This window comes from Streptomyces sp. NPDC001204 (assembly GCF_053598035.1).
This window is the reverse complement of record NZ_JBSFJL010000014.1, coordinates 17,659-44,236: the sequence shown is the minus strand read 5'-3', so window position 1 is coordinate 44,236 and position 26,578 is coordinate 17,659. Positions and strand designations below refer to the sequence as shown.

23 protein-coding genes are annotated in these 26,578 nt (G+C 71.6%); 11 read left to right on the top strand and 12 right to left on the bottom strand.

Annotated elements, in window-relative coordinates; translation table 11 throughout:
• Positions 1-34: 34 nt before the first annotated feature.
• On the top strand, positions 35-1,303 hold the full coding sequence (locus ACWC91_RS20435; RefSeq protein ID WP_450643466.1) for an ATP-binding protein: 1,269 nt from the start codon (positions 35-37) through the stop codon (positions 1,301-1,303).
• 202 nt (positions 1,304-1,505) lie between these two features.
• On the opposite strand, the gene ACWC91_RS20430 is transcribed toward ACWC91_RS20435, so the two are convergent.
• Positions 1,506-2,051 carry a GtrA family protein gene (locus ACWC91_RS20430; RefSeq protein WP_225074907.1) on the bottom strand — a complete coding sequence of 182 codons (546 nt, stop codon included), beginning with the start codon at positions 2,049-2,051 and terminating at the stop codon, positions 1,506-1,508.
• 282 nt (positions 2,052-2,333) lie between these two features.
• Between ACWC91_RS20430 and ACWC91_RS20425 the strand changes: the two genes are divergently transcribed.
• Genes ACWC91_RS20425 through ACWC91_RS20415 form a run of 3 tightly spaced genes read left to right on the top strand, consistent with a single transcriptional unit; the run spans position 2,334 to position 5,235 of the window.
• A complete protein-coding gene (locus ACWC91_RS20425) occupies positions 2,334-3,527 on the top strand; it encodes a 5-(carboxyamino)imidazole ribonucleotide synthase (protein ID WP_225074849.1) in 1,194 nt (397 codons plus the stop codon).
• Positions 3,524-4,051, top strand: a complete 528-nt coding sequence (purE, locus tag ACWC91_RS20420; RefSeq protein ID WP_225074850.1) for a 5-(carboxyamino)imidazole ribonucleotide mutase — start codon at positions 3,524-3,526, stop codon at positions 4,049-4,051. The genes ACWC91_RS20425 and purE overlap by 4 nt, the downstream gene beginning before the upstream one ends.
• Positions 4,052-4,056: 5 nt before the next feature.
• Entirely contained in the window at positions 4,057-5,235 is a 1,179-nt protein-coding gene (locus tag ACWC91_RS20415; protein WP_225074851.1) for a dipeptidase, read from the top strand.
• A 72-nt stretch (positions 5,236-5,307) separates the two neighbouring features.
• On the opposite strand, the gene ACWC91_RS20410 is transcribed toward ACWC91_RS20415, so the two are convergent.
• Positions 5,308-5,667, bottom strand: a complete 360-nt coding sequence (locus ACWC91_RS20410) for a VOC family protein (protein ID WP_141360440.1) — start codon at positions 5,665-5,667, stop codon at positions 5,308-5,310.
• A gap of 118 nt (positions 5,668-5,785) precedes the next feature.
• Between ACWC91_RS20410 and ACWC91_RS20405 the strand changes: the two genes are divergently transcribed.
• Positions 5,786-6,292, top strand: coding sequence for a CGNR zinc finger domain-containing protein (locus tag ACWC91_RS20405; protein WP_450643465.1), 507 nt, complete (start codon positions 5,786-5,788; stop codon positions 6,290-6,292).
• A 164-nt stretch (positions 6,293-6,456) separates the two neighbouring features.
• Here ACWC91_RS20405 and ACWC91_RS20400 read toward each other — a convergent pair whose 3' ends face one another.
• On the bottom strand, positions 6,457-7,800 hold the full coding sequence (locus tag ACWC91_RS20400; RefSeq protein WP_225074853.1) for a UDP-glucose dehydrogenase family protein: 1,344 nt from the start codon (positions 7,798-7,800) through the stop codon (positions 6,457-6,459).
• Positions 7,801-7,971: 171 nt separating this feature from the next.
• Here ACWC91_RS20400 and ACWC91_RS20395 point away from each other — a divergent pair, with 171 nt between their 5' ends.
• Both ACWC91_RS20395 and ACWC91_RS20390 read left to right on the top strand, forming a co-directional pair.
• The gene (locus ACWC91_RS20395) at positions 7,972-9,129 is read left to right on the top strand and encodes an acyl-CoA dehydrogenase (RefSeq protein ID WP_263637468.1); all 1,158 of its coding nucleotides are present in this window, start codon (positions 7,972-7,974) and stop codon (positions 9,127-9,129) included.
• A gap of 204 nt (positions 9,130-9,333) precedes the next feature.
• Entirely contained in the window at positions 9,334-9,696 is a 363-nt protein-coding gene (locus ACWC91_RS20390; RefSeq protein ID WP_141360444.1) for a four-helix bundle copper-binding protein, read from the top strand.
• Positions 9,697-9,771: 75 nt separating this feature from the next.
• On the opposite strand, the gene ACWC91_RS20385 is transcribed toward ACWC91_RS20390, so the two are convergent.
• On the bottom strand, positions 9,772-11,082 hold the full coding sequence (locus ACWC91_RS20385; protein WP_225074855.1) for an LCP family protein: 1,311 nt from the start codon (positions 11,080-11,082) through the stop codon (positions 9,772-9,774).
• Between the two features lie 119 nt (positions 11,083-11,201).
• Here ACWC91_RS20385 and ACWC91_RS20380 point away from each other — a divergent pair, with 119 nt between their 5' ends.
• Complete coding sequence (locus ACWC91_RS20380; RefSeq protein WP_450643464.1) at positions 11,202-11,762, top strand: acyl-CoA thioesterase; 561 nt, start codon at positions 11,202-11,204, stop codon at positions 11,760-11,762.
• Between the two features lie 20 nt (positions 11,763-11,782).
• On the opposite strand, the gene ACWC91_RS20375 is transcribed toward ACWC91_RS20380, so the two are convergent.
• Positions 11,783-13,276 carry an LCP family protein gene (locus tag ACWC91_RS20375; protein WP_281154489.1) on the bottom strand — a complete coding sequence of 498 codons (1,494 nt, stop codon included), beginning with the start codon at positions 13,274-13,276 and terminating at the stop codon, positions 11,783-11,785.
• A 125-nt stretch (positions 13,277-13,401) separates the two neighbouring features.
• Between ACWC91_RS20375 and ACWC91_RS20370 the strand changes: the two genes are divergently transcribed.
• Positions 13,402-14,430, top strand: coding sequence for a glycosyltransferase family 2 protein (locus ACWC91_RS20370; protein ID WP_450643463.1), 1,029 nt, complete (start codon positions 13,402-13,404; stop codon positions 14,428-14,430).
• 57 nt (positions 14,431-14,487) lie between these two features.
• Here ACWC91_RS20370 and ACWC91_RS20365 read toward each other — a convergent pair whose 3' ends face one another.
• The 3 genes from ACWC91_RS20365 to ACWC91_RS20355 all read right to left on the bottom strand — a co-directional run bounded on the left by ACWC91_RS20365 (position 14,488) and on the right by ACWC91_RS20355 (position 19,241).
• Positions 14,488-16,143 carry an LCP family protein gene (locus tag ACWC91_RS20365; RefSeq protein WP_450643462.1) on the bottom strand — a complete coding sequence of 552 codons (1,656 nt, stop codon included), beginning with the start codon at positions 16,141-16,143 and terminating at the stop codon, positions 14,488-14,490.
• A gap of 93 nt (positions 16,144-16,236) precedes the next feature.
• Positions 16,237-17,985 carry an LCP family protein gene (locus tag ACWC91_RS20360; RefSeq protein ID WP_225074860.1) on the bottom strand — a complete coding sequence of 583 codons (1,749 nt, stop codon included), beginning with the start codon at positions 17,983-17,985 and terminating at the stop codon, positions 16,237-16,239.
• Positions 17,986-18,485: 500 nt separating this feature from the next.
• Positions 18,486-19,241 (bottom strand): TIGR03089 family protein, encoded by a 756-nt coding sequence (locus tag ACWC91_RS20355; RefSeq protein WP_225074861.1) that lies wholly within the window; start codon positions 19,239-19,241, stop codon positions 18,486-18,488.
• 150 nt (positions 19,242-19,391) lie between these two features.
• Between ACWC91_RS20355 and ACWC91_RS20350 the strand changes: the two genes are divergently transcribed.
• Positions 19,392-20,696 (top strand): N-acetylmuramoyl-L-alanine amidase, encoded by a 1,305-nt coding sequence (locus tag ACWC91_RS20350; RefSeq protein ID WP_450725996.1) that lies wholly within the window; start codon positions 19,392-19,394, stop codon positions 20,694-20,696.
• Between the two features lie 47 nt (positions 20,697-20,743).
• Positions 20,744-21,826, top strand: a complete 1,083-nt coding sequence (locus tag ACWC91_RS20345; RefSeq protein WP_225074862.1) for a mannose-1-phosphate guanylyltransferase — start codon at positions 20,744-20,746, stop codon at positions 21,824-21,826.
• 106 nt (positions 21,827-21,932) lie between these two features.
• Here ACWC91_RS20345 and ACWC91_RS20340 read toward each other — a convergent pair whose 3' ends face one another.
• The 4 genes from ACWC91_RS20340 to ACWC91_RS20325 form a co-directional block, all read right to left on the bottom strand.
• Complete coding sequence (locus ACWC91_RS20340; RefSeq protein WP_450643496.1) at positions 21,933-22,934, bottom strand: DNA-3-methyladenine glycosylase family protein; 1,002 nt, start codon at positions 22,932-22,934, stop codon at positions 21,933-21,935.
• 46 nt (positions 22,935-22,980) lie between these two features.
• Entirely contained in the window at positions 22,981-24,318 is a 1,338-nt protein-coding gene (locus tag ACWC91_RS20335; RefSeq protein WP_225074864.1) for a coenzyme F420-0:L-glutamate ligase, read from the bottom strand.
• Positions 24,315-25,298: a 2-phospho-L-lactate transferase gene (gene cofD / locus ACWC91_RS20330; RefSeq protein ID WP_281154493.1), complete on the bottom strand. Its 984-nt coding sequence runs from the start codon at positions 25,296-25,298 to the stop codon at positions 24,315-24,317. Before cofD ends, ACWC91_RS20335 begins: the two co-directional genes overlap by 4 nt.
• Before the next feature lie 86 nt (positions 25,299-25,384).
• A complete protein-coding gene (locus tag ACWC91_RS20325; protein WP_225074866.1) occupies positions 25,385-25,924 on the bottom strand; it encodes a cysteine dioxygenase in 540 nt (179 codons plus the stop codon).
• Positions 25,925-26,578 lie beyond the last annotated feature (654 nt).

Sequence of the window (26,578 nt, the reverse complement as noted above, 5' to 3'; positions counted from 1 at the left end):
CCGGCCGCCCCGCGCTTTCGTCAGGTAGGAGGACATGCGCCGCCGACTGATCCAGTCCACGCTTGCCGTGGTGCTGGTAGTGATCGCCGTCTTCGGCTTGTCCCTGGTGATCGTCGAGACCCGCACCATCAGCAGCAGCGCCCAGGAGCGGGTCGACTCCGAGGCGCTGCGGCTGGCCAGCATCGTCGACAGCAGGCTGCTCGGCGCGGCGACGGTCGACGCCGACGTCCTGCGCAACCAGATGGCCGACGGCCAGTACGCCGTGATCGGCATCCTCGGGCAGCAGCCCATCAAGGTCGGCGCCAAACCGTCCGGCGACGTGATCCACTCCACGGCCAAGGGAGAGCAGGGCGAGACCGTCCGGGTGGAGGAGCCCCGTTCCTCGGTGACCCGCGAGGTCGGCCGCACGCTGCTGATCATCGGACTGGTGGCGCTGCTCGCGGTGGTCGCCGCGGTACTGCTCGCCGTCCGCCAGGCCAACCGGCTGGCCTCCCCGCTGACCGACCTCGCCGAGACCGCCGAGCGCCTCGGATCCGGCGACCCGCGCCCCCGTCACAAGCGCTACGGCGTCCCGGAGCTGGACCGGGTCGCGGACGTGCTCGACGGGTCGGCAGAGCGCATCGCCCGCATGCTGACCGCCGAGCGGCGGCTCGCCGCCGACGCCTCCCACCAGCTGCGTACACCGCTGACCGCGCTGTCCATGCGCCTGGAGGAGATCACCCTCACCGACGACCCGGACACGGTCAAGGAGGAGGCCAACGTCGCGCTCGCCCAGGTCGAGCGGCTGACCGACGTGGTGGACCGCCTGCTGACCAACTCCCGCGACCCCCGCACCGGCTCCGCCGTCTCCTTCGACCTCGACGAGGTCATCCAGCAGCAGATCGCCGAGTGGCGCCCCGCCTACCGCAGCGTCGGCCGGGCGATCGTCAGCTCCGGCAAGCGGCACCTCCAGGCAGTGGGCACGCCGGGCGCCGTCGCACAGGTGCTGGCCGCGCTGATCGAGAACTCCCTGATGCACGGCGGCGGCACGGTGGCGCTGCGCACCCGCGTGACCGGCAACCAGGCCGTGGTGGAGGTCACCGACGAGGGCTCCGGCGTCCCCGCCGACCTGGGCGCCCGTATCTTCGAGCGCACCATCAGCGGCCGCAACTCCACGGGCATCGGGCTCGCCGTCGCCCGCGATCTCGCCGAGGCCGACGGCGGCCGCCTGGAACTGCTCCAGGCCCAGCCGCCCGTCTTCGGCCTGTTCCTGTCCCGCACCCCGCCGAAGAAGCAGTCGGAGGACCACCCGACGGTGCGTTGACCCCCGGGGCGGGCCCCGGGGCAGGGCCTAGGCCCTGCCGTCAAATTCCCGCCTGCCCCGCGACGCCTGGCACGCACTCTCGCCCCACCGGGCGAAAGCCCAAGTACGTCCAGTACGAGGACTTCCGCCCGGCACGCCGAGAGCACGCACCAGACGCCGCGGAGCCGCCCTTCGGGCGACGACGGGAATTTGACGACAGGACCTAGCGGAAGACCTCGCGCCGGGGCTTCTTCGACTCGGTCTGGAGGAAGGACTCCGCGCCCGCCACGGCCTGCCGGGCCGGCAGGGTGCGGAACACCCAGGTGCGGTACGACCAGAAGCGGAACAGGGTCGCGATGCCGATGCCGAGGAACTTGAAGACGTTGCTCTGCAGCGGGCTGTCCCAGCCGAAGCCGTACGTCGCCAGGTACAGCACGCCGTTCTCGATCACCAGGCCGACCACGCTGAACAGCAGGAACAGCGTCAGTTCCCGGGTGCGCCCGCTCTTGTCGCGGTCCCGGTACGTGAAGTAGCGGAAGCCGACGTAGTTGAAGACGATGGCGACGACGGTCGCGATGACACTGGCCCGCACCACCTGAAGTCCGGTCACGTGCCGCACCAGGTTGAACACGAGCAGGTTGACCAGCAGCCCCGCTCCGCCCACCGCGCCGAACTTCACGAGCTCGCGCCACAGCTGGTCCACGTGCCTGCGCAGCGCGCCGCGGGGTGCCGGGGGCTCCGGTCGATGCCCCGAGGAACCATGTTCCATGGTCGTGCAGGCCCCCGTCTCGGTCGGTTCGGTCAACCCGGCCATGCTAACCAGCGCTCCACGCCCGCGCCTGTGGACAAGGCATCAGCTCGGGAACGGGTCGGAAAGAGTCCGGGAAAAGGCGGGAAAGAGCCGTCGAAGCGACTGGTAAGAGCGCCGACGGGCACGCCGGAGCGGTCGGGCGCGTACGTCAGTGCGGCGGGTGACGATCCCCGTGAGGTGCCGGACGGCCCCGGCGGGCGCGGAAGCGGGCCGCGCCGCGGCGGCCGATACCCTAGGAGCGTGACGTTCCCGGTAGTCGGCATGGTCGGCGGTGGCCAGCTCGCTCGTATGACACACGAGGCGGGCATCCCGTTGGGCATCAGGTTCAAGCTCCTCAGTGACACTCCCCAGGACTCCGCGGCGCAGGTGGTGAGCGACGTCGTCATCGGCGACTACCGCGACCTGGACACGCTGCGCGCGTTCGCGCGGGGCTGCGACGTGATCACCTTCGATCACGAGCACGTCCCCACCGAGCACCTGCGGGCCCTGGAGGCGGACGGCATCCCCGTACGCCCCGGCCCCGACGCGCTCGTGCACGCCCAGGACAAGGGCGTGATGCGGGCGAAGCTCGACGCGATCGGTGTGCCGTGCCCGCGGCACCGCATCGTGAGCGATCCGCAGGACGTGGCCGCGTTCGCGGCCGAGCTCGAAAGGGGCGGGCACGAAGTGCCCCCCGGCAAGGGCGGCGGTGGGCGACGGGCGGGCGGTTTCCCCGTGGTCCTCAAGACCGTCCGCGGCGGCTACGACGGCAAGGGCGTGTGGGTGGTCGACTCCGTCGAGGAGGCCGCCGAGCCCTTCCGTGCCGGCGTGCCCGTCCTCGCCGAGGAGAAGGTCGACTTCGTCCGGGAGCTGGCCGCCAACGTCGTACGCTCCCCGCACGGCCAGGCGGTGGCCTACCCGGTCGTGGAGTCGCGGCAGGTGAACGGCGTCTGCGACACCGTGATAGCCCCGGCACCCGACCTCGACGAGAGACTGGCCCTCCAGGCCGAGCAGCTCGCGCTGACCATCGCCAAGGAACTCGGTGTCGTCGGCCACCTCGCCGTCGAGCTGTTCCAGACCCGCGACGGTCGCATCCTCGTCAACGAGCTGGCGATGCGCCCGCACAACTCCGGCCACTGGTCGATGGACGGCGCCATCACCTCCCAGTTCGCCAACCACGTCCGCGCGGTCCTCGACCTGCCGCTGGGCGACCCCCGCCCGCGCGCCAAGTGGACCGTCATGGTGAACGTCCTCGGCGGCGACTACCCGGACATGTACTCCGCGTACCTGCACTGCATGGCCCGTGACCCCCAGCTCAAGATCCACATGTACGGCAAGGACGTGAAGCCCGGCCGCAAGGTCGGCCACGTCAACACCTACGGCGACGACCTGGACGACGTGCTGGAACGCGCCCGTCACGCAGCCGGCTACCTGAGAGGCACCATCACCGAATGAGCCCAGTTGTTGGCATCGTCATGGGGTCGGACTCCGACTGGCCCGTCATGGAGGCCGCCGCCGAGGCGCTCGACGAGTTCGAGATCCCCTACGAGGTGGACGTCGTCTCCGCGCACCGCATGCCGCGCGAGATGATCGCGTACGGCGAGCGCGCGGCGGACCGCGGACTGAAGGCGATCATCGCGGGCGCGGGCGGGGCGGCCCACCTGCCCGGCATGCTCGCCTCCGTCACCCCGCTGCCGGTGATCGGCGTGCCCGTCCCGCTGAAGTACCTGGACGGCATGGACTCGCTGCTCTCGATCGTGCAGATGCCTGCCGGGGTCCCGGTGGCGACCGTGTCCGTCGGCGGCGCCCGCAACGCGGGTCTGCTCGCCGCCCGGATCCTCGCCGCGCACGACGAGGAACTGCTCGCCCGGATGCGGGAGTTCCAGCAGGAGCTGAACGACCAGGCCACCGAGAAGGGCAAGCGGCTGCGCGCCAAGGTCGAGAACTCCGGCGCCTTCGGCTTCGGCACGGGGAAGTGACGCCGGTGTCCTCGCTGAACGAAGCCCGGGACCTGCTGCGCGAGTTCCCGGTCGTCGACGGCCACAACGACCTGCCCTGGGCGCTGCGCGAGCAGGTCCGCTACGACCTCGACGCCCGTGACATCGCCACCCCCCAGAACGCCCACCTGCACACCGACCTGCCGCGCCTGCGCGAGGGCGGCGTCGGCGCCCAGTTCTGGTCGGTCTACGTCCGCGCGGACCTGCCCGACCCGGTGCCGGCGACGCTGGAGCAGATCGACTGCGTACGGCAGCTGCTCGACCGCCACCCGGCCGATCTGGCCCCCGCCCTGACCGCCGCCGACATGGAGGCGGCGCGCGCGGACGGCCGGATCGCCTCCCTCATGGGCGCCGAGGGCGGCCACTCCATCGCCGACTCCCTCGGCACCCTGCGCGGGCTGTACGCGCTCGGCGTGCGCTACATGACGCTCACCCACAACGACAACGTGGCCTGGGCGGACTCGGCGACGGACGAGCCCGGCGTGGGCGGCCTGTCGGCCTTCGGCCGCGAGGTGGTCCGGGAGATGAACCGGCTCGGCATGCTGGTCGACCTCTCCCACGTGGCCGCGACGACCATGCGGGACGCGCTCGACACCACGAGCGCGCCGGTGATCTTCTCGCACTCCTCCGCGCGGGCCGTGTGCGACCACCCCCGCAACATCCCGGACGACGTGCTGGAGCGGCTGCCCGCCAACGGCGGGATCGCGATGGTGACGTTCGTGCCGAAGTTCGTGCTCCAGGCGGCCGTGGACTGGACGTCCGCCGCCGACGAGAACATGCGCGCGCACGGCTTCCACCACCTCGACACCACCGCCGAGGCGATGAAGGTCCACCGCGCCTTCGAGGAGGCGAACCCGCGCCCGGTCGCCACGGTCGCGACGGTGGCCGACCACCTCGACCACATGCGCGAGGTCGCCGGCATCGACCACCTGGGCATCGGAGGCGACTACGACGGCACGGCCTTCACCCCCGACGGCCTGGGCGACGTCTCCGGCTACCCGAACCTGATCGCGGAACTGCTGGACCGCGGCTGGTCCAGGACCGACCTGGCCAAGCTCACCTGGCAGAACGCGGTCCGCGTCCTGGGCGCCGCGGAGGACGTCGCCCGCGACCTGCGGGCCACCCGGACGCCGTCGAACGCGACGATCGCCGAACTGGACGGATGAGTTCCAGTGCCGGACGGCAGGAGGCCGCGTACCTCCTGCCGTCCGGCGCGCACGACGGCTGACGGACGCCTCTCAGCAGGCGCACAGGCAGAACGGGTGCCCGGCGGGGTCGGCGTAGACCCGGAAGCCACGCGCACGGTCCGTCGCGTCCAGCGGCCGCGCGCCGAGTGCCAGCACCCCCTTCTCCGCCGTGTCCAGGTCCTCCACCACCAGGTCCAGGTGGGACTGCTGCGAGGCGTCCGCGGCCGGCCACTTCGGCGGCACGTACCCCGGCGCCTTCTGGAACGCCAGCGCGGACCCGCCCGGCACCTTCAGGTCCACCCAGTCGCCCTCGCCCTCCACGGTCCCGCCGAGCACCTCGGCGTAGAAGCCGGCGAGGGCGCGCGGGTCGGGACAGTCCAGAACGACGACACCCAGCTTGGCGAGAGCCATGACTTCCTCCCAGTCGGAAACGGTGTTACCCATTGGAGCGGGCAACCGGTAACGGTTACTGCATGCTCGCGCATAGCGGGTAACGGTGCAACCGGATTCGCGAGGTACCGTCGCTGACATGAGTGAGAGATCGTCCGCGCCCGGAGGCCTGGCGCTGGTCGAGTCCCTGGTGAACACGCTGGACATCGAGACGGGCGCCGACTCGCTCGCCACGGCGGAGGGCCGGGCGCGCCTCGGGATCCCCGAGGCGGAACTGCCGCAGGCGCGCGAGCTGCGCGAGTCGCTGCGCGCCACTCTGCTGGCCCACGCCGGTCACCCGCCCCACCGGAGGGTGACACCGCTGGGCGAGCTGCTGGCACGGGCGCCCCTGCTGGTGACCGTCGACGCCCGGGACGGCTCCGCCACGCTCGCCCCCGCCGACGGCGGCCCCCTGCTCTCCCGGGTCGCGGCCGCCGTCGCCGAGGCCCTCGTCGAGGGCACCTGGGCCCGGCTGAAGGCCTGCGAGGCGGTCACGTGCCACTGGGCGTACTACGACCGCAGCCCGGCCGGCCGCGGCCGCTGGTGCTCGATGCGAGTGTGCGGGGCGCGCGCGAAGATGCGCCGCTACCGGGCGAAGCAGACGTGATCCACGAGGAGTTCGCTGCTCACGCCGCGCTCCGGTGGTGCACAATGCGTGCAGACGCCGGTTCGGCCGACTGAGCCTCGGCCGAACCGGCGTCACCTGTCTGCGTGTGTCTGCGTGTGCCTGCGTGTGCCTGCGTGTGTCCTTGTGTGCCCGCCGGCGCCGGGCTACGCGGTCGGGCGTCCCATCGCCCGGTACGTCCACCCGGCCCGCCGCCACAGCTCCGGGTCCAGCGCGTTGCGCCCGTCGAGGACCACCCGGGCGGCCGCGACCTCGCCCAGCCCGGCCGGGTCCAGCTCGCGGAACTCCCGCCACTCGGTCAGGTGCAGGACGACGTCCGCGCCGCGCACGGCCTCCAGCGCGGAGTCGGCGTACCCGAGCGTGGGGAACACCCGCCGGGCGTTGTCCATGCCCTTGGGGTCGTAGACCGTCACCTGGCCGCCCTGGAGGTGTATCTGACCGGCGACGTTGAGCGCGGGGGAGTCCCGTACGTCGTCCGAGTCCGGCTTGAAGGTGGCGCCGAGCACCGCGACGCGCTTGCCGAGGAACGGCCCGCCGCCCAGCGCCTGCCGGGCCATCTCCACCATCTGCCCGCGCTGGCGCATGTTGATCGAGTCGATCTCGCGCAGGAAGGTCAGCGCCTGGTCCGCGCCCAGCTCGCCGGCGCGTGCCATGAAGGCCCGGATGTCCTTGGGCAGGCAGCCGCCGCCGAAGCCGATCCCGGCCCGCAGGAACTTCCTGCCGATCCGGTCGTCGTGCCCGATGGCCTCGGCCAGCTTGGCCACATCGCCGCCGGCGGCCTCGCAGACCTCGGCCATCGCGTTGATGAAGGAGATCTTCGTGGCCAGGAAGGAGTTCGCGGAGGTCTTCACCAGTTCCGCGGTCGGGAAGTCGGTGACCACGAACGGGGAACCCTCGCCGACCGGTGTGGCGTACACCTCGCGCAGCAGCTTCTCCGCCCGCTCGCTGCGCACGCCGACCACGATCCGGTCCGGGTGCAGCGTGTCCTGCACGGCGAAGCCCTCGCGCAGGAACTCCGGGTTCCAGGCCAGCTCCACGTCCGCGCCCGCGGGCGCCAGCTCGGCGATCATGCGGGCCAGACGGTCGGCGGACCCCACGGGCACGGTCGACTTGCCGACGACGAGCGCGGGACCGCTCAGGTGCGGGGCGAGCGAGGTGACGGCGGAGTCGACGTAGCTCATGTCGCAGGCGTACTCGCCGTGCTTCTGCGGGGTGTTCACGCAGACGAAGTGGATGTCGCCGAACGCGGCCACCTCCGCGTAGTCCGTCGTGAAGCGCAGCCGCCCGGTCGAGCCCTCGATCCCGGCCACGTGCCGGCGCAGCAACTCCTCCAGGCCGGGCTCGTACATCGGGACCTCGCCCCGCCGGAGCATCTCGATCTTCTCGGGGACGACGTCCAGACCCAGCACCTCGAAGCCGAGCTCGGCCATGGCCGCGGCGTGCGTCGCGCCGAGATAGCCGGTGCCGATCACGGTGATCTTGAGGCTCATGGGTGCTCCAGGAGAGACGACGGTGATGCGGTGCCCGAGCATATCGGGGGCATACGCGGGGCCCTCGCCGGGCAATGTCCCCGCTGTCGCCAAGCTCACGTATCACTGGCGTGGGCGGGCGCCTAAAATTTGGGTTACTTAACGGTAATTAGCGTTGGAGCGTGAGAGACCTTGGCCGGATCGGCTGACTTCGACCTGTACCGCCCGTCCGAGGAGCACGACATGCTCCGTGACGCCGTCCGTTCGCTGGCCGAGGCGAAGATCGCGCCGTACGCCGCCGCGGTGGACGAGGAGGCCCGCTTCCCCCAGGAGGCCCTGGAGGCGCTGGTCGCCAACGACCTGCACGCCGTGCACGTGCCCGAGGAGTACGGCGGCGCGGGCGCGGACGCCCTCGCGACGGTCGTCGTGATCGAGGAGGTGGCCCGCGTCTGCGCCTCCTCCTCCCTCATCCCGGCCGTGAACAAGCTGGGCTCGCTGCCGGTGATGCTCTCCGGCTCCGAGGACCTGAAGAAGAGGTACCTGGCCCCGCTCGCCAAGGGCAACGCGATGTTCTCGTACTGCCTGTCCGAGCCGGACGCGGGCTCCGACGCGGCCGGCATGAAGACCAAGGCGGTCCGCGAGGGCGACACGTACGTCCTCAACGGCGTCAAGCGCTGGATCACCAACGCGGGCGTGTCCGACTTCTACACGGTGATGGCCGTCACCGACCCCGAAAAGCGCAGCAAGGGCATCTCGGCGTTCGTCGTCGAGAAGTCGGACGCCGGGGTCTCCTTCGGCGCCCCGGAGAAGAAGCTCGGCATCAAGGGCTCCCCGACCCGCGAGGTCTACCTGGACAACGTCCGGATCCCCGCCGACCGCATGATCGGCGCCGAGGGCACCGGCTTCGCCACGGCGATGAAGACGCTGGACCACACCCGCATCACCATCGCGGCCCAGGCCCTCGGCATCGCCCAGGGCGCCCTCGACTACGCCAAGGGCTACGTCAAGGAGCGCAAGCAGTTCGGCAAGCCGATCGCCGACTTCCAGGGCATCCAGTTCATGCTCGCCGACATGGCCATGAAGATCGAGGCCGCTCGCAACCTCACCTACGCGGCCGCCGCCAAGTCCGAACGGGGCGATTCCGACCTCACCTTCCAGGGCGCCGCCGCCAAGTGCTTCGCCTCGGACGTCGCCATGGAGGTCACCACGGACGCCGTCCAGCTCCTCGGCGGCTATGGCTACACCCGCGACTACCCGGTCGAGCGCATGATGCGCGACGCCAAGATCACGCAGATCTACGAGGGCACGAACCAGGTCCAGCGGATCGTGATGGCCAGGAACCTTCCCTAGGCTCTTTGCGCGCGTCCAACGGCCTCCGGCATTGAACCGGGGGCCGTTCGCGGTGCGCCGGGGGAGGGCCGCCGGCCGCGGGCCGTAAGCCGAACGGCGGTAGCCGGTCCGGCGTCCGCGCCGGATGGCGCGGGGACCCGGGCGGGCGTACGACGGTAGGGAGCAGGGCCCCGCCCCGGTGCCCTTCGTCCCCCAGGAGGAGCCATGACCCAGCCCGGAACCATGACCCCCATGAGCAAGGAGATGCAGGACTGCGTCCAGGCCTGCATGTCGTGCCACACCGTCTGCGAGGAGGCCATGAGCTCCTGCATGCAGATGGGCGGCCAGGCGCAGATGCAGATCATGCGCGCGCTCATGGACTGCTCCGAGATGACCCGCATGTGCGCGGACATGATGATGCGCCGCTCGCCCATGGCGGCGGAGATGTGCGCGATGTGCGCCAAGGCGTGTGACATGTGCGCCGAGGCGTGTATGTCCATGCCCGACGACAAGATGATGAAGCGTTGCGCGGAGGCGTGTCGCCGCTGTGCGGAGATGTGCCGCGCCATGGCGGGCGTCAGGATGTGACCTGAGCCCGGCCCGACGGCGAAAGCCCCGCGGTGCCGGCCGGCACCGCGGGGCCCTCCTGGCAGGGGGTCCGGGTCAGTCGCTCGTGACCGTGACCTTCTGGTCGTTCTTCAGTTCGTCGACCAGCGTCTTGACCTTCGCCTTGTCCCAGACGAGGTTGCCGCCCGTGGAGCCGGAGATCGGCATGTTCATGGAGACGCCGTCGCCGCCGTTGACGTTCTTCATCGCCCAGAACATGGAGGCCAGGTCCCACAGGCTCATGTCCTTGTCGACGATCAAGGAGTCCAGGCCCGCACCCAGCGTCGGGTAGAGCCTGAACGGGTTCAGGATCGTCGAGGGGGTCGCCACCTGGTGGGACAGCGCGGCGAGGAACTTCTGCTGGTTCTTCGTGCGCTGCAGGTCGGAGGTGGCGAACGCGTGCCGGGTGCGCACGAAGGCCAGGGCCTGCTGGCCGTCCAGCTTCTGCTTGCCCGCCTGGAAGTCGGCGCCGGAGTACTTGTCCTTGAAGCCCTTGTCGATGGTGAGTTCCACGCCGCCGACCGCGTCCACGATGTTCGCGAAGCCGGCGAAGCCGATCTCCACGTAGTGGTCGATGTGCAGGCCGGTGTTGTACTCGATGGTGCGGACCAGCAGCTCCGGGCCGTCGAAGGCGTAGGCCGCGTTCAGCTTGTTGGGTCCGAGGGGGCCCTTGATCTTGCCGGACTCCGAGCCGCGGAACTGCGGGATCGTGACGTTGGAGTCGCGCGGCAGGGATATCAGCGTGTCGCCGTTGTCGCCGACGTGCAGGATCATCATCGAGTCCGTGCGCTTGCCCTCGGCGGACCCGGTGTGCAGCTGCTTCTTCTGCTCCGAGGACATGCCCTCACGGCTGTCGGAGCCGACGATCAGGTAGTTCGTGCCCTTGCCGGTCTCCGGCCGGTCGATGACCTTGGACAGGTCGACCTCGCGGCGGAGCTTGGAGTCGGCCCAGAAGTAGGTCGCGACCGAGGTCACCACGAGCAGCGTGACCAGGGTGATCACGGACCACTTGAAGCGGCGCCGCCAGTTCGGCGCGGGACGGTAGGCGCGCGGGTCGCCCCCGCCCGGTCCCCCCGGCCCCCCGTAGACGTGGCCGGAGCTGTAGCCGCTGTCGTACCCGTCGTAGTCGCCGGGGCCGTCGTATCCGCGGCCGTCGACGTACGACGGTTGCTGCGGAATGCCGTACGGCGGCGCCGAGGGGCCCGGGCCGCCGGGCGGCGGGTACCCGCCCTGCCCGCCGGGGGCCCCCGGGCCGCCGCGCCGTACCTGGCGCATCACACGCGCCCCCTCCGGCGTCGCGCCGGCGCTGCCGCGTCCGTATCCGGGTCCGCGGTTGCCGCCGGACCACCCCTCGGGCCAATCATTCATGCGCCCCAGTGTGCAGGGCACCGCCGTGTCCCTTACAAGGGGCGTCAGGAAATAGGGGCACCGCTGTTGCGAAGCTGACACAAATTTCCGGGATGCCGCCTCGGCATAAGGTGGGGGTCATGACAGAACAGGCCTCCGCCGCGGAATCCGCCGAGATTCCGGACATCCCCGGCAAGCCGATTTCGGCGTCCCGGACCACCCTGAGCCACATCATGACCCACAACGACACCAACCTGCTGGGGACGGTGCACGGCGGTGTGATCATGAAGCTGGTCGACGACGCGGCGGGCGCGGTGGCCGGCCGGCACAGCGGCGGGCCCGCCGTCACGGCGTCCATGGACGAGATGGCGTTCCTCGAACCGGTCCGGGTCGGCGATCTCGTCCATGTGAAGGCCCAGGTCAACTGGACCGGCCGGACCTCCATGGAGGTCGGCGTGCGGGTCCTCGCCGAACGCTGGAACGAGACCACCCCGACCACTCAGGTCGGCTCGGCGTATCTGGTCTTCACGGCTGTGGACGCCGACGGCAGGCCGCGCGCCGTGCCGCCCGTCCTGCCCGAGACCGACCGGGACCGGCGGCGCTACCAGGAGGCCCAGATCCGCCGCACCCACCGCCTGGCCCGCCGCCGCGCCATCAGGGAACTGCGCGAGAAGCGCGCGGCCGAGGGCTACGAGGACTGACGCCGCCGGTTCTCACTCCGTCAGCCGCACAGCACCTCGTCGCCCGTCATGACCGCGGCGGCGCCCTGTTCCTGGTCCTCCACCCGCACCTGGCGCACCTGGTGGTAGTCGCTTCCCGCGACCACCTTGAGCGTGGCCCCCTGCCCCGGCACGGCCCGCAGATCACTGCCCGGCAGCGCCGCGGCGAGCGACTTCGCCGACCGGTCCCACCGGGGGTCGTAGAGCACGACGGTCCGCCGCACGGTGGGCTCCTTGGCGTCCGCGGGCGCCCCCGTCGTACGGAACCCGGCCGCCGCCAGCGCCTGGTCCACCCGCTTGCCGAGCCCGGTCGCGCCGGTGCCGTTCTCCACCTGGACACGGATCTGCTGCGGGGGGACCTGCACGGTCGCCGGAGAGTTCTCCTGCCGCGGCCGCCGCACGGTCAGCGGCCGGTCCTCCCGCAGCGCCCGGAAGAGCCGGTCCGCCTTGGCCCGGTCCCACTTCACCGTCGAGCCGACGCCGTTGACGGGATAGGACGGCTGCGAGATCGGGACGGTGGCGAACTCCGACGAGGACGGGGAGAAGCTGCGCATCGCCCGCCCGAGGTCCAGCAGCTCGTCGGTGTGGAAACCCTGGTCCGCCCGTACCGAGCCCAGCACGGTCAACGCCACGTTCCGGAACTTCATGGGGTTCAGCAGCACCTGGGAGGAGGTCGCCCGCTCGATCAGGGCGGCCAGGAACCGCTGCTGGCGCTTCATCCGGCCGAGGTCGCTGGCCCCGTCGACGTGCCGGGAGCGGACGTACTGGAGTGCCTGGCCGCCGGAGAGCGTGTGCGTGCCGGCCGCCAGGTCCAGGCCGGAGTAGCTGTCCTTCATCGGTTCGGAGGTGCAGATCTGCACCCCGCCGAGGACGTCCACGGTCCGCATGAAAGTGGTGAAGTCCACCTCGAGGTAGTGGTCGATCTTCAGTTGGGTCAGGTCCTCGACCGTGCGCACGGTCAGATGGGGGCCGCCCTCCGCGTACGCCGCGTTGAGCTTGACGGGGTGCGGCCCGTGCCACCGGCCCGTGTTCCGGTCGACGTGACCGGGCAGCTCGGCGTAGGAGTCCCGGGGCAGGCTCACCACGCTGGCCCGCTGCCGGTCCTGCGACACATGCACGATCATCATCGTGTCGGTGCAGTGGCAGGCCTGGCCGCCCAGCCGGTACTGGCGCCGCTCCTGCGCGCTGATGCGGTCCCTGCCGTCGGTGCCGACCAGCAGGACGTTCATGCCGTGGCCCGCCCGCGGGCGGTTCTTCATGTCCTTGAAGGGGTCGACCCGGGCGATGTCCGCGTCCAGGCTGGAGACCACCGCGTGCCCGATCCCGGCGGAGGCGAGCACCACCACCGACAGGGTGGTCGCCGCCCGCATGGCCCAGCGCGGCCTCCGGCGCGGTGCTGCGGACGCGTGCGGGACCCGGGCCGGCCGCGGCGGTGCGGTACGGCGCTGCGGGGCACGCGGTGGCCGCGGGCGGGGCCGGGACGGCGTGGGGGGCATGGGGACACCTCCGCATAGGCGTGGGTGGGCACCGTGAGCACCGTAGGGCCATACGATCTGCTGACCGGCGCAGTGACCCCCACGGCGCGCACCGGTGTCCCCCGTTCGCGGTAACGTGAGCACCGATGAACGCCAAGCCCGACGTGCGGCTCCCCGCCGTTTCTGTGATCATGCCCGTCCTCGACGAGGAACGGCACCTGCGCGGAGCCGTCGAAGCGATCCTCGCGCAGGAGTACGGCGGCGAGATGGAGGTCGTGATCGCCCTCGGTCCGTCCGCGGACCGCACGGACGAGATCGCCGCCGAACTCGTGGCCGAGGACCCGCGCGTGCACACGGTCCCGAACCCCACCGGCCGCACCCCCGCCGCGCTCAACGCCGCGATCAAGGCATCCCGCCATCCGATCGTGGTCCGTGTCGACGGCCACGGGATGCTCTCGCCGGACTACATAGCCACCGCGGTACGGCTCCTGGAGGAGACCGGCGCGCAGAACGTGGGCGGCATCATGCACGCCGAGGGCGAGAACGCCTGGGAGCATGCCGTCGCCGCCGCGATGACCTCGAGGATCGGGGTGGGCAACGCCGCCTTCCACACCGGCGGCCAGGCCGGCCCGGCCGAAACGGTGTACCTGGGCGTCTTCCGCCGCGCGGCCCTGGAGCAACAGGGCGGCTACAACGAGGAGTTCATCCGCGCCCAGGACTGGGAGCTCAACTTCCGCATCCGCGAGGCGGGCGGCCTGATCTGGTTCTCGCCCGAGCTGCGGGTGTCCTACCGGCCCCGCCCGAACGTCAAGGCCCTCGCCAGGCAGTACAAGGACTACGGCCGCTGGCGGCACGTCGTCGCCCGCTACCACCAGGGCTCCATCAACCTGCGCTACCTCGCCCCGCCGGCCGCGGTGTGCGCCATCGCGGCCGGGATCGTGGTGGGCGCGGCCCTGACCCCGTGGGCCCTGGTGGTACCCGGCGGCTACGTGGCGGCGATCGCCGCCGGATCGCTCCCCGCGGGTAAGGGCCTTCGCCTGGCGGCACGGCTGCGCATTCCGGTCGCCCTGGCCACCATGCACATGTCCTGGGGCTGGGGTTTCCTGACCAGCCCCAAGTCGCTGGCCAGGAAGGTCATCGCCGCCCGGAGGCCGGCGGTCCCCGCCACCGACTGAGCGTTCGCGCCGAGCGTTCTCAGGGCCCCTCTCCGCGGGAGAGGGGCCCTGCTCGCGCTACCAGCGGTAGGGCGCGTACACGTCCATGCACTGGCCCTCGTCCGAGCCGTTGATGGCGTCGGAGTTGTCGGGCAGGTCGCCGGCCTTCGGGGTGGCCTCCTTCGGATAGGTGCTCCCCGTACGCCAGTCGGCGCCGACGATGACGGTGACACCGGAGACGTCGGTCGACTTCCGCACCGAACTCAGCGGAATCCCGAGGGCCTTGGCGACGCTCTGCGCGTCGCCCTCCAGGTCCGCGCTCGGGTAGCGCACGAGCGTCTCCTCCTCCGACAGCGCCGCCGAGGTGTCGGCGGTGGCCCGCGTGAAGCCCTTGCCCGCCAGTTCCTGGCCGATCTCGCGCGCCCGGCCGCCGACCGGGGCCTGTGTGGCGGTGCGGGTGCCGTTCTGCACCAGGACGCCCAACCGGTCGGCCCGGACCGAGGGAGTCCTGACCGCCGCGCTCTCGCCCGTACGCTTCTTCGCGTTCTTCGCGTCCGGCGCCGCGCCCTTGTCGTCGAAGGGCACGTCGTCGCGGAGCATCTTCCACATCTTCGTGGCGCCGGCGCCGTCCGGGACGACGTGGTTCTCGTCCTGCGGGTCGGCGACATTGGGCATCGTCGTCATGGTGATGCGGTCGGTGGGGACCGTCTTGAGCTGCATGGCCAGGTGGTACAGCTTCTCGACGGTGCCGATCTCCTCGGAGACCTGGAGCGACTTCGTGGCCGCCTCCGCCAGGCCCATCAGCCGGCCGGAGTCGGTGAAGACGTTCTGGCTCCGCAGGGTGCGGATCATCGAGTTCATGTACATGTGCTGGGCCCTGGCCCGCAGCAGGTCGCTGCCCCAGGCGTGCCGGGTGCGCAGCCACTGGAGGGCCTCTTTGCCCTTGACCTTGTGCTTGCCCGCCGTCAGCTTCAGGCCGGAGCCCCCTGGCGCCAGGGGCGTGGGGTGGTCCCACACGTTCTGCTTCACACAGACCTCGACGCCGCCTATGGCGTCCGCCATCTTCACCACGCCCGCGAAGTCGATCGTCATCCAGTGGTCGATGTACACACCGGTGAGGCTCTCCCAGGTGGCGAGCGTGCAGCCGGCGCCGCCGCGGGCCAGCGACTCGTTGATGATCTCGTTGACGGGCGGATAGACCTTGCCGGTGTCGGGGTCGGTGCACTTGGGGATGTCGACCCGGGTGTCCCGCGGGATGCTCACCACGGAGGCGCTCTTGCGGTCCGCGGCCAGGTGGATGAGCATCTGCACATCGCCCCGCGGCGGGGTGCCGCGGTTGTCCCGGCTGCCGCCCAGCGCGACGTTCGCGTCGGAGTTGCGGCTGTCGGAGCCGATCAGCAGGATGTTCATGGGCATCTGGCCGGCCGAGTTGGGCTTCGACCTCTGTGCCTTGGAGTCACCGCTGCTGCGCTGGCCCTTGCGGATATTGCCGTTCAGGTGCTGGTAGTAGAGGTATCCGGCGCCGGCCGTGCCGAGTACGACCAGCGCGAGCACCGTCGCCGACCAGCGCAGTACGCGCCGCGCGGGACCTCTGCCCTTGGCATCGCGCTTCTTCCCGCCGCGTCCTCCGCCGCCGTGCCGGCCGCGGCCGTCCGATGCGCTGCCGTTGCGCGGCGCGGGAGGTATCGCTTCCTCGACCGCCGACCCCTCCCCGCGCAGACTGCTCTGCGTCACTCCCCGTCCTCCCACCCTGGTGCCATGCCATGAAACAGGCCTGTCGTGCGCCGGGTTAGACGCATGACAGGCCCATAAGGTGGTGCTGTGCGCTCAACTTGCGCATTCGACCTTGTCCGCCGTGGACTTCCCGTCGACCTCCGGGGCCTTCGTCGGCGCGGTGAGCGGTACGCCCGCACCCTTGAAGTCCTTGCCCAGCGTCAGCGTCATCGTGGGCATCCCCTGGGAGTTGGTGAAGCTCTTGCCCGGCTTCAGCGCGGCCCCGGACAGTCCCATGAGCGCGGCGAGCTTACGGGCCTGCGGAGCCTGGTCGGGCGCGTACTCGAGCGTGGTCTTGGCGACGTCCTCGGGCGCGTTGGCCGCGTTCTCCGACTTGAGCACGCCCACGGAGGTCTGCAGCCAGGTGACGGTGTCCTGGGCGGCACCGCCGGCGGCCCCTCCGTTGAAGACCCGGACCCGCACCTCGGAGGCCTCGGACTGGGTGCCCTTGAGCCGGGCGGCGTCGGCGCTCTTGTCGGCCTTCTTCTTTTTCTTCACCTCGGTGAAGGAGACGTCGTTGTTGATGGCGTCGAAGACCTGGGGCGCCGTGTTCTGGTTGACGACGACCGTCACGGGAACCTTCTCGGCCGGGTTGTCGAGCACCGGCGTGGTCAGGAAGGTGATGTTCTTCGGCGGCACCTTCTGCAACTCCTGCGCCACCTCCATGAGGGTGGTGCCCTTGCCGATGCCCTTGTCGACGGTCAGGGCCTTGGTGGCCGCGTTCGCCAGCTTGTACAGCTTGGTCGGGTCGGTGAGCGTGTCACCGGAGGCCATCTTGCGCATCAGCGAGCTGAGGAACTGCTGCTGCACCTTGATGCGGTCCAGGTCGCCCTTGTTGCCCCAGGCGTGCCGGGTACGGACGAAGGCCAGGGCCTGTTCACCCTCGACGGTGGACTCGCCGGCGGGCAGGTCCAGGTGCGAGTCCTTGTCCTTCACCGCGTGCTTGAGGCACACGTCGACTCCGCCGACCGCCGTCGTCAGCGTCTTGACCGCGTTGAAGTCGGCCATCATGAAGTGGTCGGGCTGAATGCCGGTGACCTCTTTGACCGTGCGCATGGTGCAGCCCGGGTCGCGGCCGTCCTGGCCGAGGCTCGTGTTGAAGCGGACGCCGGCCGTCCCCGGGATGACCTTCGTGCTGCCGTCGGGCTGCTTGGTCGGGCAGTCCGGCACGTTCACGATCAGGTCGCGCGGGATGCTCAACGCGGTCGCGTTCGTACGGTCCTTGGCGACGTGCAGCAGGACGTTGGTGTCGGCGTGGCCCACGCTGCCCTTGTCGCCGTAGCCCTCGTTGCCGGCGCCGGTGCGCTTGTCGGTGCCGATGATGAGTATGTTGAAGGCTTCGTCCTTGCTGAAGCCGTTCTTGGCGGCGCTGCCCACGTCGGTGGTGGTGACGTTGCCCTCGAGGTGCTTGAGGACCAGGTAGCCGGCCGTGCCGACGCCGATCAGGACGAGCGCCATGGTGCCGCCGGTCCACATCAGGACCTTCTTGGTCTTCGACTTCTTCTCCGGCCGGCGTCCCCGCCGCCCGGGCGGCTCCTCCGGCGGCGCCGCCCGGCGCCGACGCGGGGTGGGCACGGTCTCGGAGGGGGCGGCGTCGCGGGTCTGCTGCCGTCCGGGCGCCGCCGGGCGCTGCCCGGTCGCCGTGCCTCCGGCTCTGCGGGAGGAAGGCCGACGGGGACCCGGTACCGCCGACTGCGGAGCGGAAGGGGTCAGTTGCAGTTCGTATTCGCCGGTGTCCGGATTGAGCACCCACTGGTCTGCGGGGTCGACATTGTCCGCCCGCCCACGGCCTTGCGCGTCCACGGTTGTCCGAATCCTCCGTCGGGGGCCACGCGGCGCCTTGCCCCTCTTGGCGCCAGGTCTGCTTCGCACAGTGCGCGACCCCAGGAAGACCTCGCGGCCAGTCGCACCGGATCGCTCACACTATCCGGCAGATTCAACATGGAGCGACGCTGGTGACAAATTCCACTTCCCTACATGGGGGCAATCCGCCCATTTCCTTGGACAAAAGTTCGCCTTTGGCCGTGGCTTTACCCGCAGAGCCCCCAAGTTGGCCGTGTCGTCGCGGAACGACGTCGTGGGTCGGGGCGCGAGCAGCGGATCGCCGGGACGCTCGGCCCGTGGCGTGCACAACCCTCCGGGAAATACCCACCGTAGTCGCGCGACTGCGCAGATGAATCCCTTTCCGGTCCGGAATCCGAATCCACGGCGGCCGAATTCGCGCCGTTCGCCCCGAATCCCGTATTCCGCGGGATTCGGGGCGGGCGTGTTGCACGGGGATCCGGGTCCGGAGCCCGGTCACGTCATCTGGCCGTGGCCGTGACCCGCTCGGACTCGATGCGCTTCGCCAGTGCGTCCTCGGGCAGCTGGTCGAGGTTGCGGCACAGGACGACCGAGGCGCCGGCGGTGAGCGGCGCGTACAGGCCCGCGCTGAGGCCCTCCCAGGTGTCGTACGGCAGCGCCGACAGCAGACGGGAGGCCGGCCCGGTCAGGTTCAGCTCCGGGGCGTCGCCGCGGGCCCGCTCCACGACCTCCGCCGCCGTGTACTCGGCCCCGGCCACGATCAGGGCCGGCTCCTCCGGGTCCACCGGCGCGAAGGGCGCGAACACGTCGCCCTGCCCCGGCACCTCGACGGCGTAGTCCATGAAACCCTCCGGCGGCTGCGGGAACCGCCCGCCCAGCGGCCGCAGCGCCAGCGCCACCCGCTCCCCGGAGCACGCGCGGGCCGCGTCCAGTGTGTCCGGTCCGCTGACCACGACATCGGCGACGCCCGCGTTCCCGTCGACGTCCGCCACTGCGCCCACGGACGCGCACGCCAGCAGCCACACGGCCGTCTGCCAGTGCGCCGGCAGCATGAGCGCGACCCGGTCGCCGGGTCCGGCGCCGAGGTCCCCCTGGAGGAGGTTCGCGGTCTTGGCCACCCAATTGGAGAAGGTGGCCACGGACAATTCGACGCGTTCGCCGGTGGCGTCGTCGTAGAAGGTCACCAGCGGGCGTCCGGGATCCGCGGCGAGCGCGGAACGCAGCAGGTCGGCAGGGGTGCGTTCGGTGGCGTTCACCCGCGCAAGCGTACGCGGCGCCGACCCTGCCCACCGCGTGGTCGGCCACGTGCGGGTGAGTGGCGGGCCACCGGGTCGGCGCAACGGCAGCCGACGGTCCGTCAAATCCCGGATGGACAGGTTTGTCTCATCGTGTCCAGGGTCTGGGGCATGCGTCGATACGGATTCCTCGCGTGCTCGATCGGTGTCATGTGCGCGGCCGCCCTTACCCTCGCGCCCGGCCTGACGGGCGGTCGGGCGAGCGCTGAGCCGGCGTCGGCGACCGGGCCGGCAGACGCCCCCGGCAGCACCCGGTCCCTGCCCCTCGCCCCGCTCACCCGCGACCCCGGCCCCGCCCCCAACCACGGGGCCGCCCTCGAACAGGGCCTGCGCCGCACGGACGTCCGCCACTTCCCCCTGGTCGGAGTCGTCTGGGACGACCCGGACACCGAGTTGCGCGGCAGCGTCCGGATCCGTACCCGCTCCGCCGCCACCGGCGTCTGGTCCGGCTGGCAGGACATCGACACCCACAACGCCGACCACGGCGCCGACCCCGGCACGGCCGAGCGCACCTCCGGGCACGTGCACGGCGCCACCGCGCCGCTGGGGGTGGGCGACTGCGACGGCGTCGACGTGCGCGTCCGCGCCGATGCCGGGAGCCGTGACCCGGCCGCCCGGCCGGTCCCGCTGCCCTCGGGCCTGCGCCTGGAACTCGTCGACCCCGGTACCGCCGGCCCCGGCGTACGGCCGGCGGCGCGGGGCTCCGCGGTCGGCGCCATCAGGATCCCCGCGCTCGATCGCGATGCCACCGAGCGCGAGTTGCCCGCCCCGGCCGGCGGCGAGCCCACGGCGGACCGGCGCGCGCCGTCCCACGTCGGACCGCGCCCGGGTATCGTCACCCGCCGCGGCTGGGGCGCGGCCGAGTCCCTGCGCGAGCGGGGCTTCGTCTACACCGAGAAGGCCGAGGTGGCGTTCGTGTACCACACCGCCTCCGGCAACAACTACAGCTGCGCGCAGGCCCCGGCGGTGATCCGCGGCATCTACCGCTGCCACGTCAAGAGCATGGGCTGGCGCGACATCGGTTACAACTTCCTGATCGACAAGTGCGGGACCGTCTACGAGGGCCGGGTCGGCGAAGTGGCGAAGCCCGTACTGGGCGCCCACACCATGGGGTTCAACAGCAACAGCGCGGGCATCGCCGTCATCGGCGCCCACGGCACCGCCAAGCCCTCCTCGGTCGCGGTGACGGCCGTCGCACGGCTGACCGCGTGGAAGCTCGGGCCCTACGGGATGAATCCGCGCGGAAAGACATATCTGACCTCCGCCGGTGGCAACCTCTACCAAAAAGGAAAGAGCGTACGCCTGAACGTGATCTCCGGCCACCGGGACGGCTTCGCCACCGACTGCCCGGGACAGCGGCTCCACGGCAAGCTCGGCGCGGCCCGCTCGGCCGCGGCGCGCTACCAGGGCCGCTGAGGACGGACGAGGACGGACCGAGGACGAACAGGAAGCGGAGACGACAGGTGACAGAAGCGATCCTCCTGGTCGGCGGCAAGGGCACGCGGCTGCGCCCCCTCACGGTGCACACGCCGAAACCGATGGTGCGGGCGGCGGGAGTGCCGTTCCTCACCCACCAGCTGGCGCGGGCGAGAGCGGCGGGCGTCGAGCACGTCGTGCTCGCCACCTCCTATCTGGCCGAGGTCTTCGAGCCGTACTTCGGCGACGGCTCCTCGCTCGGGCTCCACCTGGAGTACGTGACGGAGGAGGAGCCCCTGGGCACGGGCGGCGCCATCCGCAACGTCGCCCCGCGCCTGCGCTCCGGCCCCGACGAGCCGGTCCTCGTCTTCAACGGCGACATCCTGACCGGGCTGGACATCCAGGCCCTGGTGCGCACCCACGAGGCCACGGGCGCGGACGTCTCCCTGCACCTGACGAAGGTGCCGGACCCCCGCGCCTACGGACTGGTCCCCACCGACGCGACCGGCCGCGTCCTGGCCTTCCTGGAGAAGCCGCAGACCCCCGAGGAGATCGTCACCGACCAGATCAACGCGGGGGCGTACGTCTTCCGGCGCTCGGTCATCGACACGATCCCGCAGGGCCGCCCGGTGTCGGTGGAGCGGGAGACGTTCCCCGAACTGCTCGCGGCGGGCGCCCACTTGCAGGGCATGGTCGACTCCACCTACTGGCTGGACCTGGGCACCCCGGCCGCCTTCGTACGCGGCTCCGCGGACCTGGTCCTCGGCCGCGCGCCCTCCCCGGCCGTGCCCGGTCGCTGCGGCGACCGCCTGATCCTGCCCACGGCCGTCGTCGCCCCCGGCGCCAAGCTGACCGGCGGCACGGTGGTGGGCGAGGGCGCGTTCGTCGCCGAGGGCGCGCGGGTGTTCGGCAGCGCGATCCTGCCCGGTGCCGTCATCGAGCCCGGTGCCGTCGTCACCGACTCCCTCATCGGCAGCCGCGCCCGCGTCGGCACCCGATCCGTCCTCAACGGCACGGTCATCGGCGACGGCGCGGTGGTCGGCGCCGACAACGAGCTGAGAAACGGCGCGAGAGTGTGGTGCGACGCGCGAATCCCGGCCGGGTCCGTGAGGTTCTCCTCGGACCAGTAGCCGGCGGGGCGGGCGGGACAGGGTACGAAGCTGCGAGCGCGGTGAGCCGGCCCGCCCCGTGCCGACCCCACCGCGCGAGCCAGTCGACGCGGGCGGGAGTCCCGGCTCAAAGGCGCCCGATGTCGCCCTTCGGCATCCGCGGCGCCCGCCGGGGCGGCACCCGCCCGCTCAGCAGGATCAGCCGGGTCGCCCGATGCCGCTGCCCGGCGTACGGCTCCAGCAGACGCAGCATCTCCGCGTCGTCCGCGTTCCGGTCGCCGGCCAGCGCCCACCCCACTATGCCCGGCAGATGCAGATCGCCGACCGTCACGGCGTCCGCCGCGCCATGACTGCGCTGCACGGTCTCCGCCGACGTCCACGGTCCGATGCCGGGCACCAGCTCCAGCCGCTCCCGCGCCCGCTCCGGAGGCATCCGCGCCGCCTCCTCCAGCCGCGCGGCGACCCGCACCGCCCGCAGCACGGTCGACGCCCGCTTGTCGTCGACCCCGGCCCGGTGCCACTCCCACGACGGGATCAGCGCCCACGTCCGCGGCGCCGGCATGACGTACATGCGTACCGGGGCGGGTCCGGGCGCCGGCTCCCCGTACGTGCGCACCAGCATTCGCCAGGCCGCGTACGCCTCGACCGTCGTCACCTTCTGTTCCAGGACCGACGGGATCAGCGACTCCAGCACCAGGCCGGTCCGCGTCAGCCGCAACCCCGGCCGCCGGTGCCGGGTCAGCGCGAGCAGCCGGTGCCGCGGTACGAACGCGGACGGGTCGTCGACGGCCCCGAGCAGTTCGGGCAGCTGCTCCAGCAGCCATTCGGCGCCCGGCCCCCACGCCTCGCCGCGCACCGTCTCGCCGTGAGCGGACACGCGCAGCGTCCCGGGCCCGAGCGGTGTGCGGCCGGTGCGCCACACCGAACCGTCGGGCATCGCCCGGAACGTGGGATCGCCCTGCCCCCGCCGCAGCGGTCCGAGCACGAGCCCCAGGTCCAGCGGCCCGTCCGGCACCCAGGTGCGGACCCGCCCCGGCGCGGCGGCCTGCCGGGGTACGGCCGCGGGCACGCCGGCCTGCCCACCGCGCACGGTCGGACGCGGGGGCCGCGGAGCGAAACGTCCTGCCACGAATGAGATCCAGGGTTGCCTTGAGGTGCCGTACGAGCCTATGCGGTCACAGGGTGACGACGAACGCGCCCGCGTCCCGCTCCGGCCGCGGCTTCGGCTGCTCCGCCGGATGCCCGACGGCGACCGCCCCCATCGGATCCCAGTCCGCGGGCAGCCCCAGCACCTCGCGCACCACGTCCCGGCAGAACATCGTCGAGGACACCCACGCCGAGCCGAGCCGCTCCCCGGCCAGCGCGACCAGGAAGTTCTGCACCCCGGCCCCGGTGGCGACCACGAACATCTCCCGCTCGGCGCCGTCCCGCCGCTCGTCGCCGTACTCGTGCGAACCGTCCATGACGAGGCACGGCACCACGAGGTACGGCGCGTTGCGCAGCACGTCACCGCGCCGGATCCGCCGGGCGATCGACTCCTCGCTCTTTCCGTCCCGCCGCAGGTCCGCGATCCAGGCCTCCCGCATCGCGTCGAGCAGCCGGGTGCGCGACTGCGCGGACTCGAGGAGCACGAACCGCCACGGCGTGGTGTGGTGCGGCGCGGGCGCGGTCACCGCCGCGGCCACCGCCCGCCGCACCGCGCCGGGATCGACGGGCTCGTCGGTGAAGGACCGCACGGTACGCCGCTGGGTCACCGCCTCCCGCACGGCCTCGGAGGTCCCCAGCCGGAACATGTCGTCGCGCGCGTCACGCACCATGACCCGCGCTCCTCCCTCGTCCTCACCGTTCTCCTCGGCCACCACGTGCCGCAGCCCGCGCACCACCGCGACGGGCAGCCCGGCTGCCTTGCCCTTGACCAGGTCGCCCGCGGCGGCGAGTTCGTCGGCGGTGGCGACGACGGTGGCGCTCAGCGGGTTGCCGTGCGCGTCCGTGCCGCCGCGCAGATCGTCCAGCACGCGTACGCCCGCGGCGCCGATGGCGACGTCGGTGAGCCCCGCGCGCCAGGGCCGCCCGAAGGTGTCGGTGACGAGCACTCCGACGGTGACGCCGAGGGCGTCGCGCAGCCCGTCCCTGATCGCGCGCGCGGACGCGTCCGGATCCTCCGGCAGCAACAGCACCGTGCCGGGAGGGGTGTTGGACGCGTCGACTCCGGCGGCCGCCATGACGTGCCCCTGCCGGTTCTGCACGATCCGCAGCGCTCCGCGCCGGGCCACGACCCGTACGGTCTCGGCATCGATCGCGGCCTCCCGGTCGGCCGCCCGGACCAGCCGCCCCTCGGCCTTGGAGACGATCTTCGAGGTGACGAGCAGAACGTCCCCGTCGGCCAGTCCGGGCTCCGCGCCGGCGATCAGCTTGGCCAGCTCGTCCCCCTGTGCGACCTCGGGGATCCCGGGCACCGCCCAGACCCGGAACTCCGGGGCGCCGGCCGGTGACTCCTCCGTCGTGCCGCTCATGCTCCGCGCACCTCCTCGGCCAGTGCGAGCGCCTCGCCCGCCATCCGGGCGGCGGCGTCGACGTCGGTCATCATCAGCGGCACCGCCCTGCACCGGATGCCCGCGGTCTCGACCCGCTCGACCGAGGCCTCGTCGACCGTGTCGACGAGCCAGCCGTCCAGCAGCCCCGAGCCGTAGTGCTCGGCCACCGCCGCGGCCGTGGACTCCACGCCGACCGCGGCGAGGACCTTGTCGGCCATGCCGCGCACGGGCGCGTCCCCGACGATGGGGGACAGGCCGATCACCGGTACCCCCGCGTCGGCGATGGCCTCCCGGATGCCGGGCACCGCGAGGATGGTGCCGATGGAGACGACGGGGTTGGACGGCGGGAAGAGGATCACGTCGGCCTGCGCGATCGCCTCCAGCACGCCGGGCGCCGGCTTGGCCTGTTCCGCGCCGACCGGCACCACGGCTTCCGCCGGTACCGAGGCCCGCAGCCGCACCCAGTACTCCTGGAAGTGGACGGCCTTGCGCTCGCCGGGACCCGGGGTGGCGCCGCTGTCGGGCAGCGTGACCGCGACATGCGTCTCCACCCGGTCGTCGGTCATCGGGATCAGCCGCACCCCCGGCTTCCACCGGTCGCACAGCGCCTCGGTCACCGCGCTGAGCGGATACCCGGCGCCGATCATCTGAGTGCGCACGATGTGCGTGGCGAAGTCGCGGTCGCCCAGGCCGAACCAGTCCGGTCCTACGCCGTACGCCGCGAGCTCCTCCTTGAGATGGAAGGTCTCGTCGGTCCGGCCCCAGCCCTGCTCCTCGTCGATGCCGCCGCCGAGCGTGTACATCACCGTGTCCAGGTCCGGGCAGATCTTCAGCCCGAAGAGGTGGATGTCGTCGCCGGTGTTGCCGATGACCGTGATGTCCGCGTCCGGCACGGCCCGCTTCAGGCCGCGCAGGAACCGGGCACCACCGATGCCGCCTGCCAGAACCACAATCCGCATGGGCACAGTGTGTCAGCCGCCGGGCCGACTCGGTGCGGCCTGTGGACAGCGGCCTGTGGACAAGGGACACGTCCCCCGCCGGCGGCTCAGGCGCCGGCCGCGCCCGCCGGGCCGGGGAGGACCCCCGCGCACTGGGCGGCGGTGTGGGCCGCCCCGGTCGAGGACCGGGCGTGCATGGGCATCTCGGTCAGGCCGGGGAAGTACACGTGCAGGCTGACCGCCGGCTCCAGCGAGTCGTTGACGACCTCGTGCGCGTATCCGGGTGCGAACACGCGCTGAGCGCCCGCGCCCAGCGCGCGCGTGGCCCGCGCGGTGCGCTCGGTCAGCTGGCCGTCCAGGACCGTGAGCACGCCGGAGGAGGGGCCGTGGTCGTGGAGTCCGCTGCCCTGTCCGGGCACCCAGGACAGCAGCCACACCTCGTAGCCCGGGCCGGTGCGCAGCCGGTGGTACCAGCGGGTCGTCGCGTCGTAGCGGACGAGGTGCGCCCACTGGGCGCGGTCGGCCGCGAGGGAGCGGGCCAGGCCGACGAACTCGGCCACGGTGGAGGGGTGTTCGCGGGGGGCCTGGAGCAGGTGCGGGACTTCGAGGAGGTCGCCGGCGATCTGGAGGTCGCTGTCGCTGTTCATGAGGGTGGGGAGGTTCCTCGGTGAAAGAAGGTCAGAGGGAACGGGGGCCCGGCCGAAAAGGTCCGGACGACGGCTGGAGCACGCGTGACGCGCGGGGGCTCAACAGCCGTAACAGCGACAGCTGCAGCGAGCGTGGGCAGCACCGAGGGACCCGGCGGTGCGGGTCGTGGTGAGTGCCGAGTTCGCGAGCATGCCCTCTAGGCAAGCGGCTCACACCCCCACTGTCAACTTGACGCCCGGAATGTGGGACATGTTTCACCTCATCCGGTTCATCTCGCAGATGAAAGGTTTGCTCGTGGGGGTACGGGGACACATGGCGCACATGCCGGGCGCGCAAGCCCCGTTGCGATCCCGTGATCAGACCGTGATCCAGGTCGCTTCGGTGTGCGTGTCGGAACGAGATCGAAGTCCGGGGCGTCCTTCCCTGTGCGGGCTCCGCGTGGGGCGCGAGACCTTCGGAGCCTCGACCGTGTGTCAGGGTTTATGACGATTTGAACACTTTCCGCATGGCCTTGGTTCCGCAGAGTGAATAAGGGGCTCAATAGCAGATCTCGGCTTGACTCGCCCGGAGCAGCACACTTGTAATTTCACTCGTGTCGTTCAGCCGGACAGATAACGGCTGCATCACGGGGACGCGAAAGACAGACGAGGGGC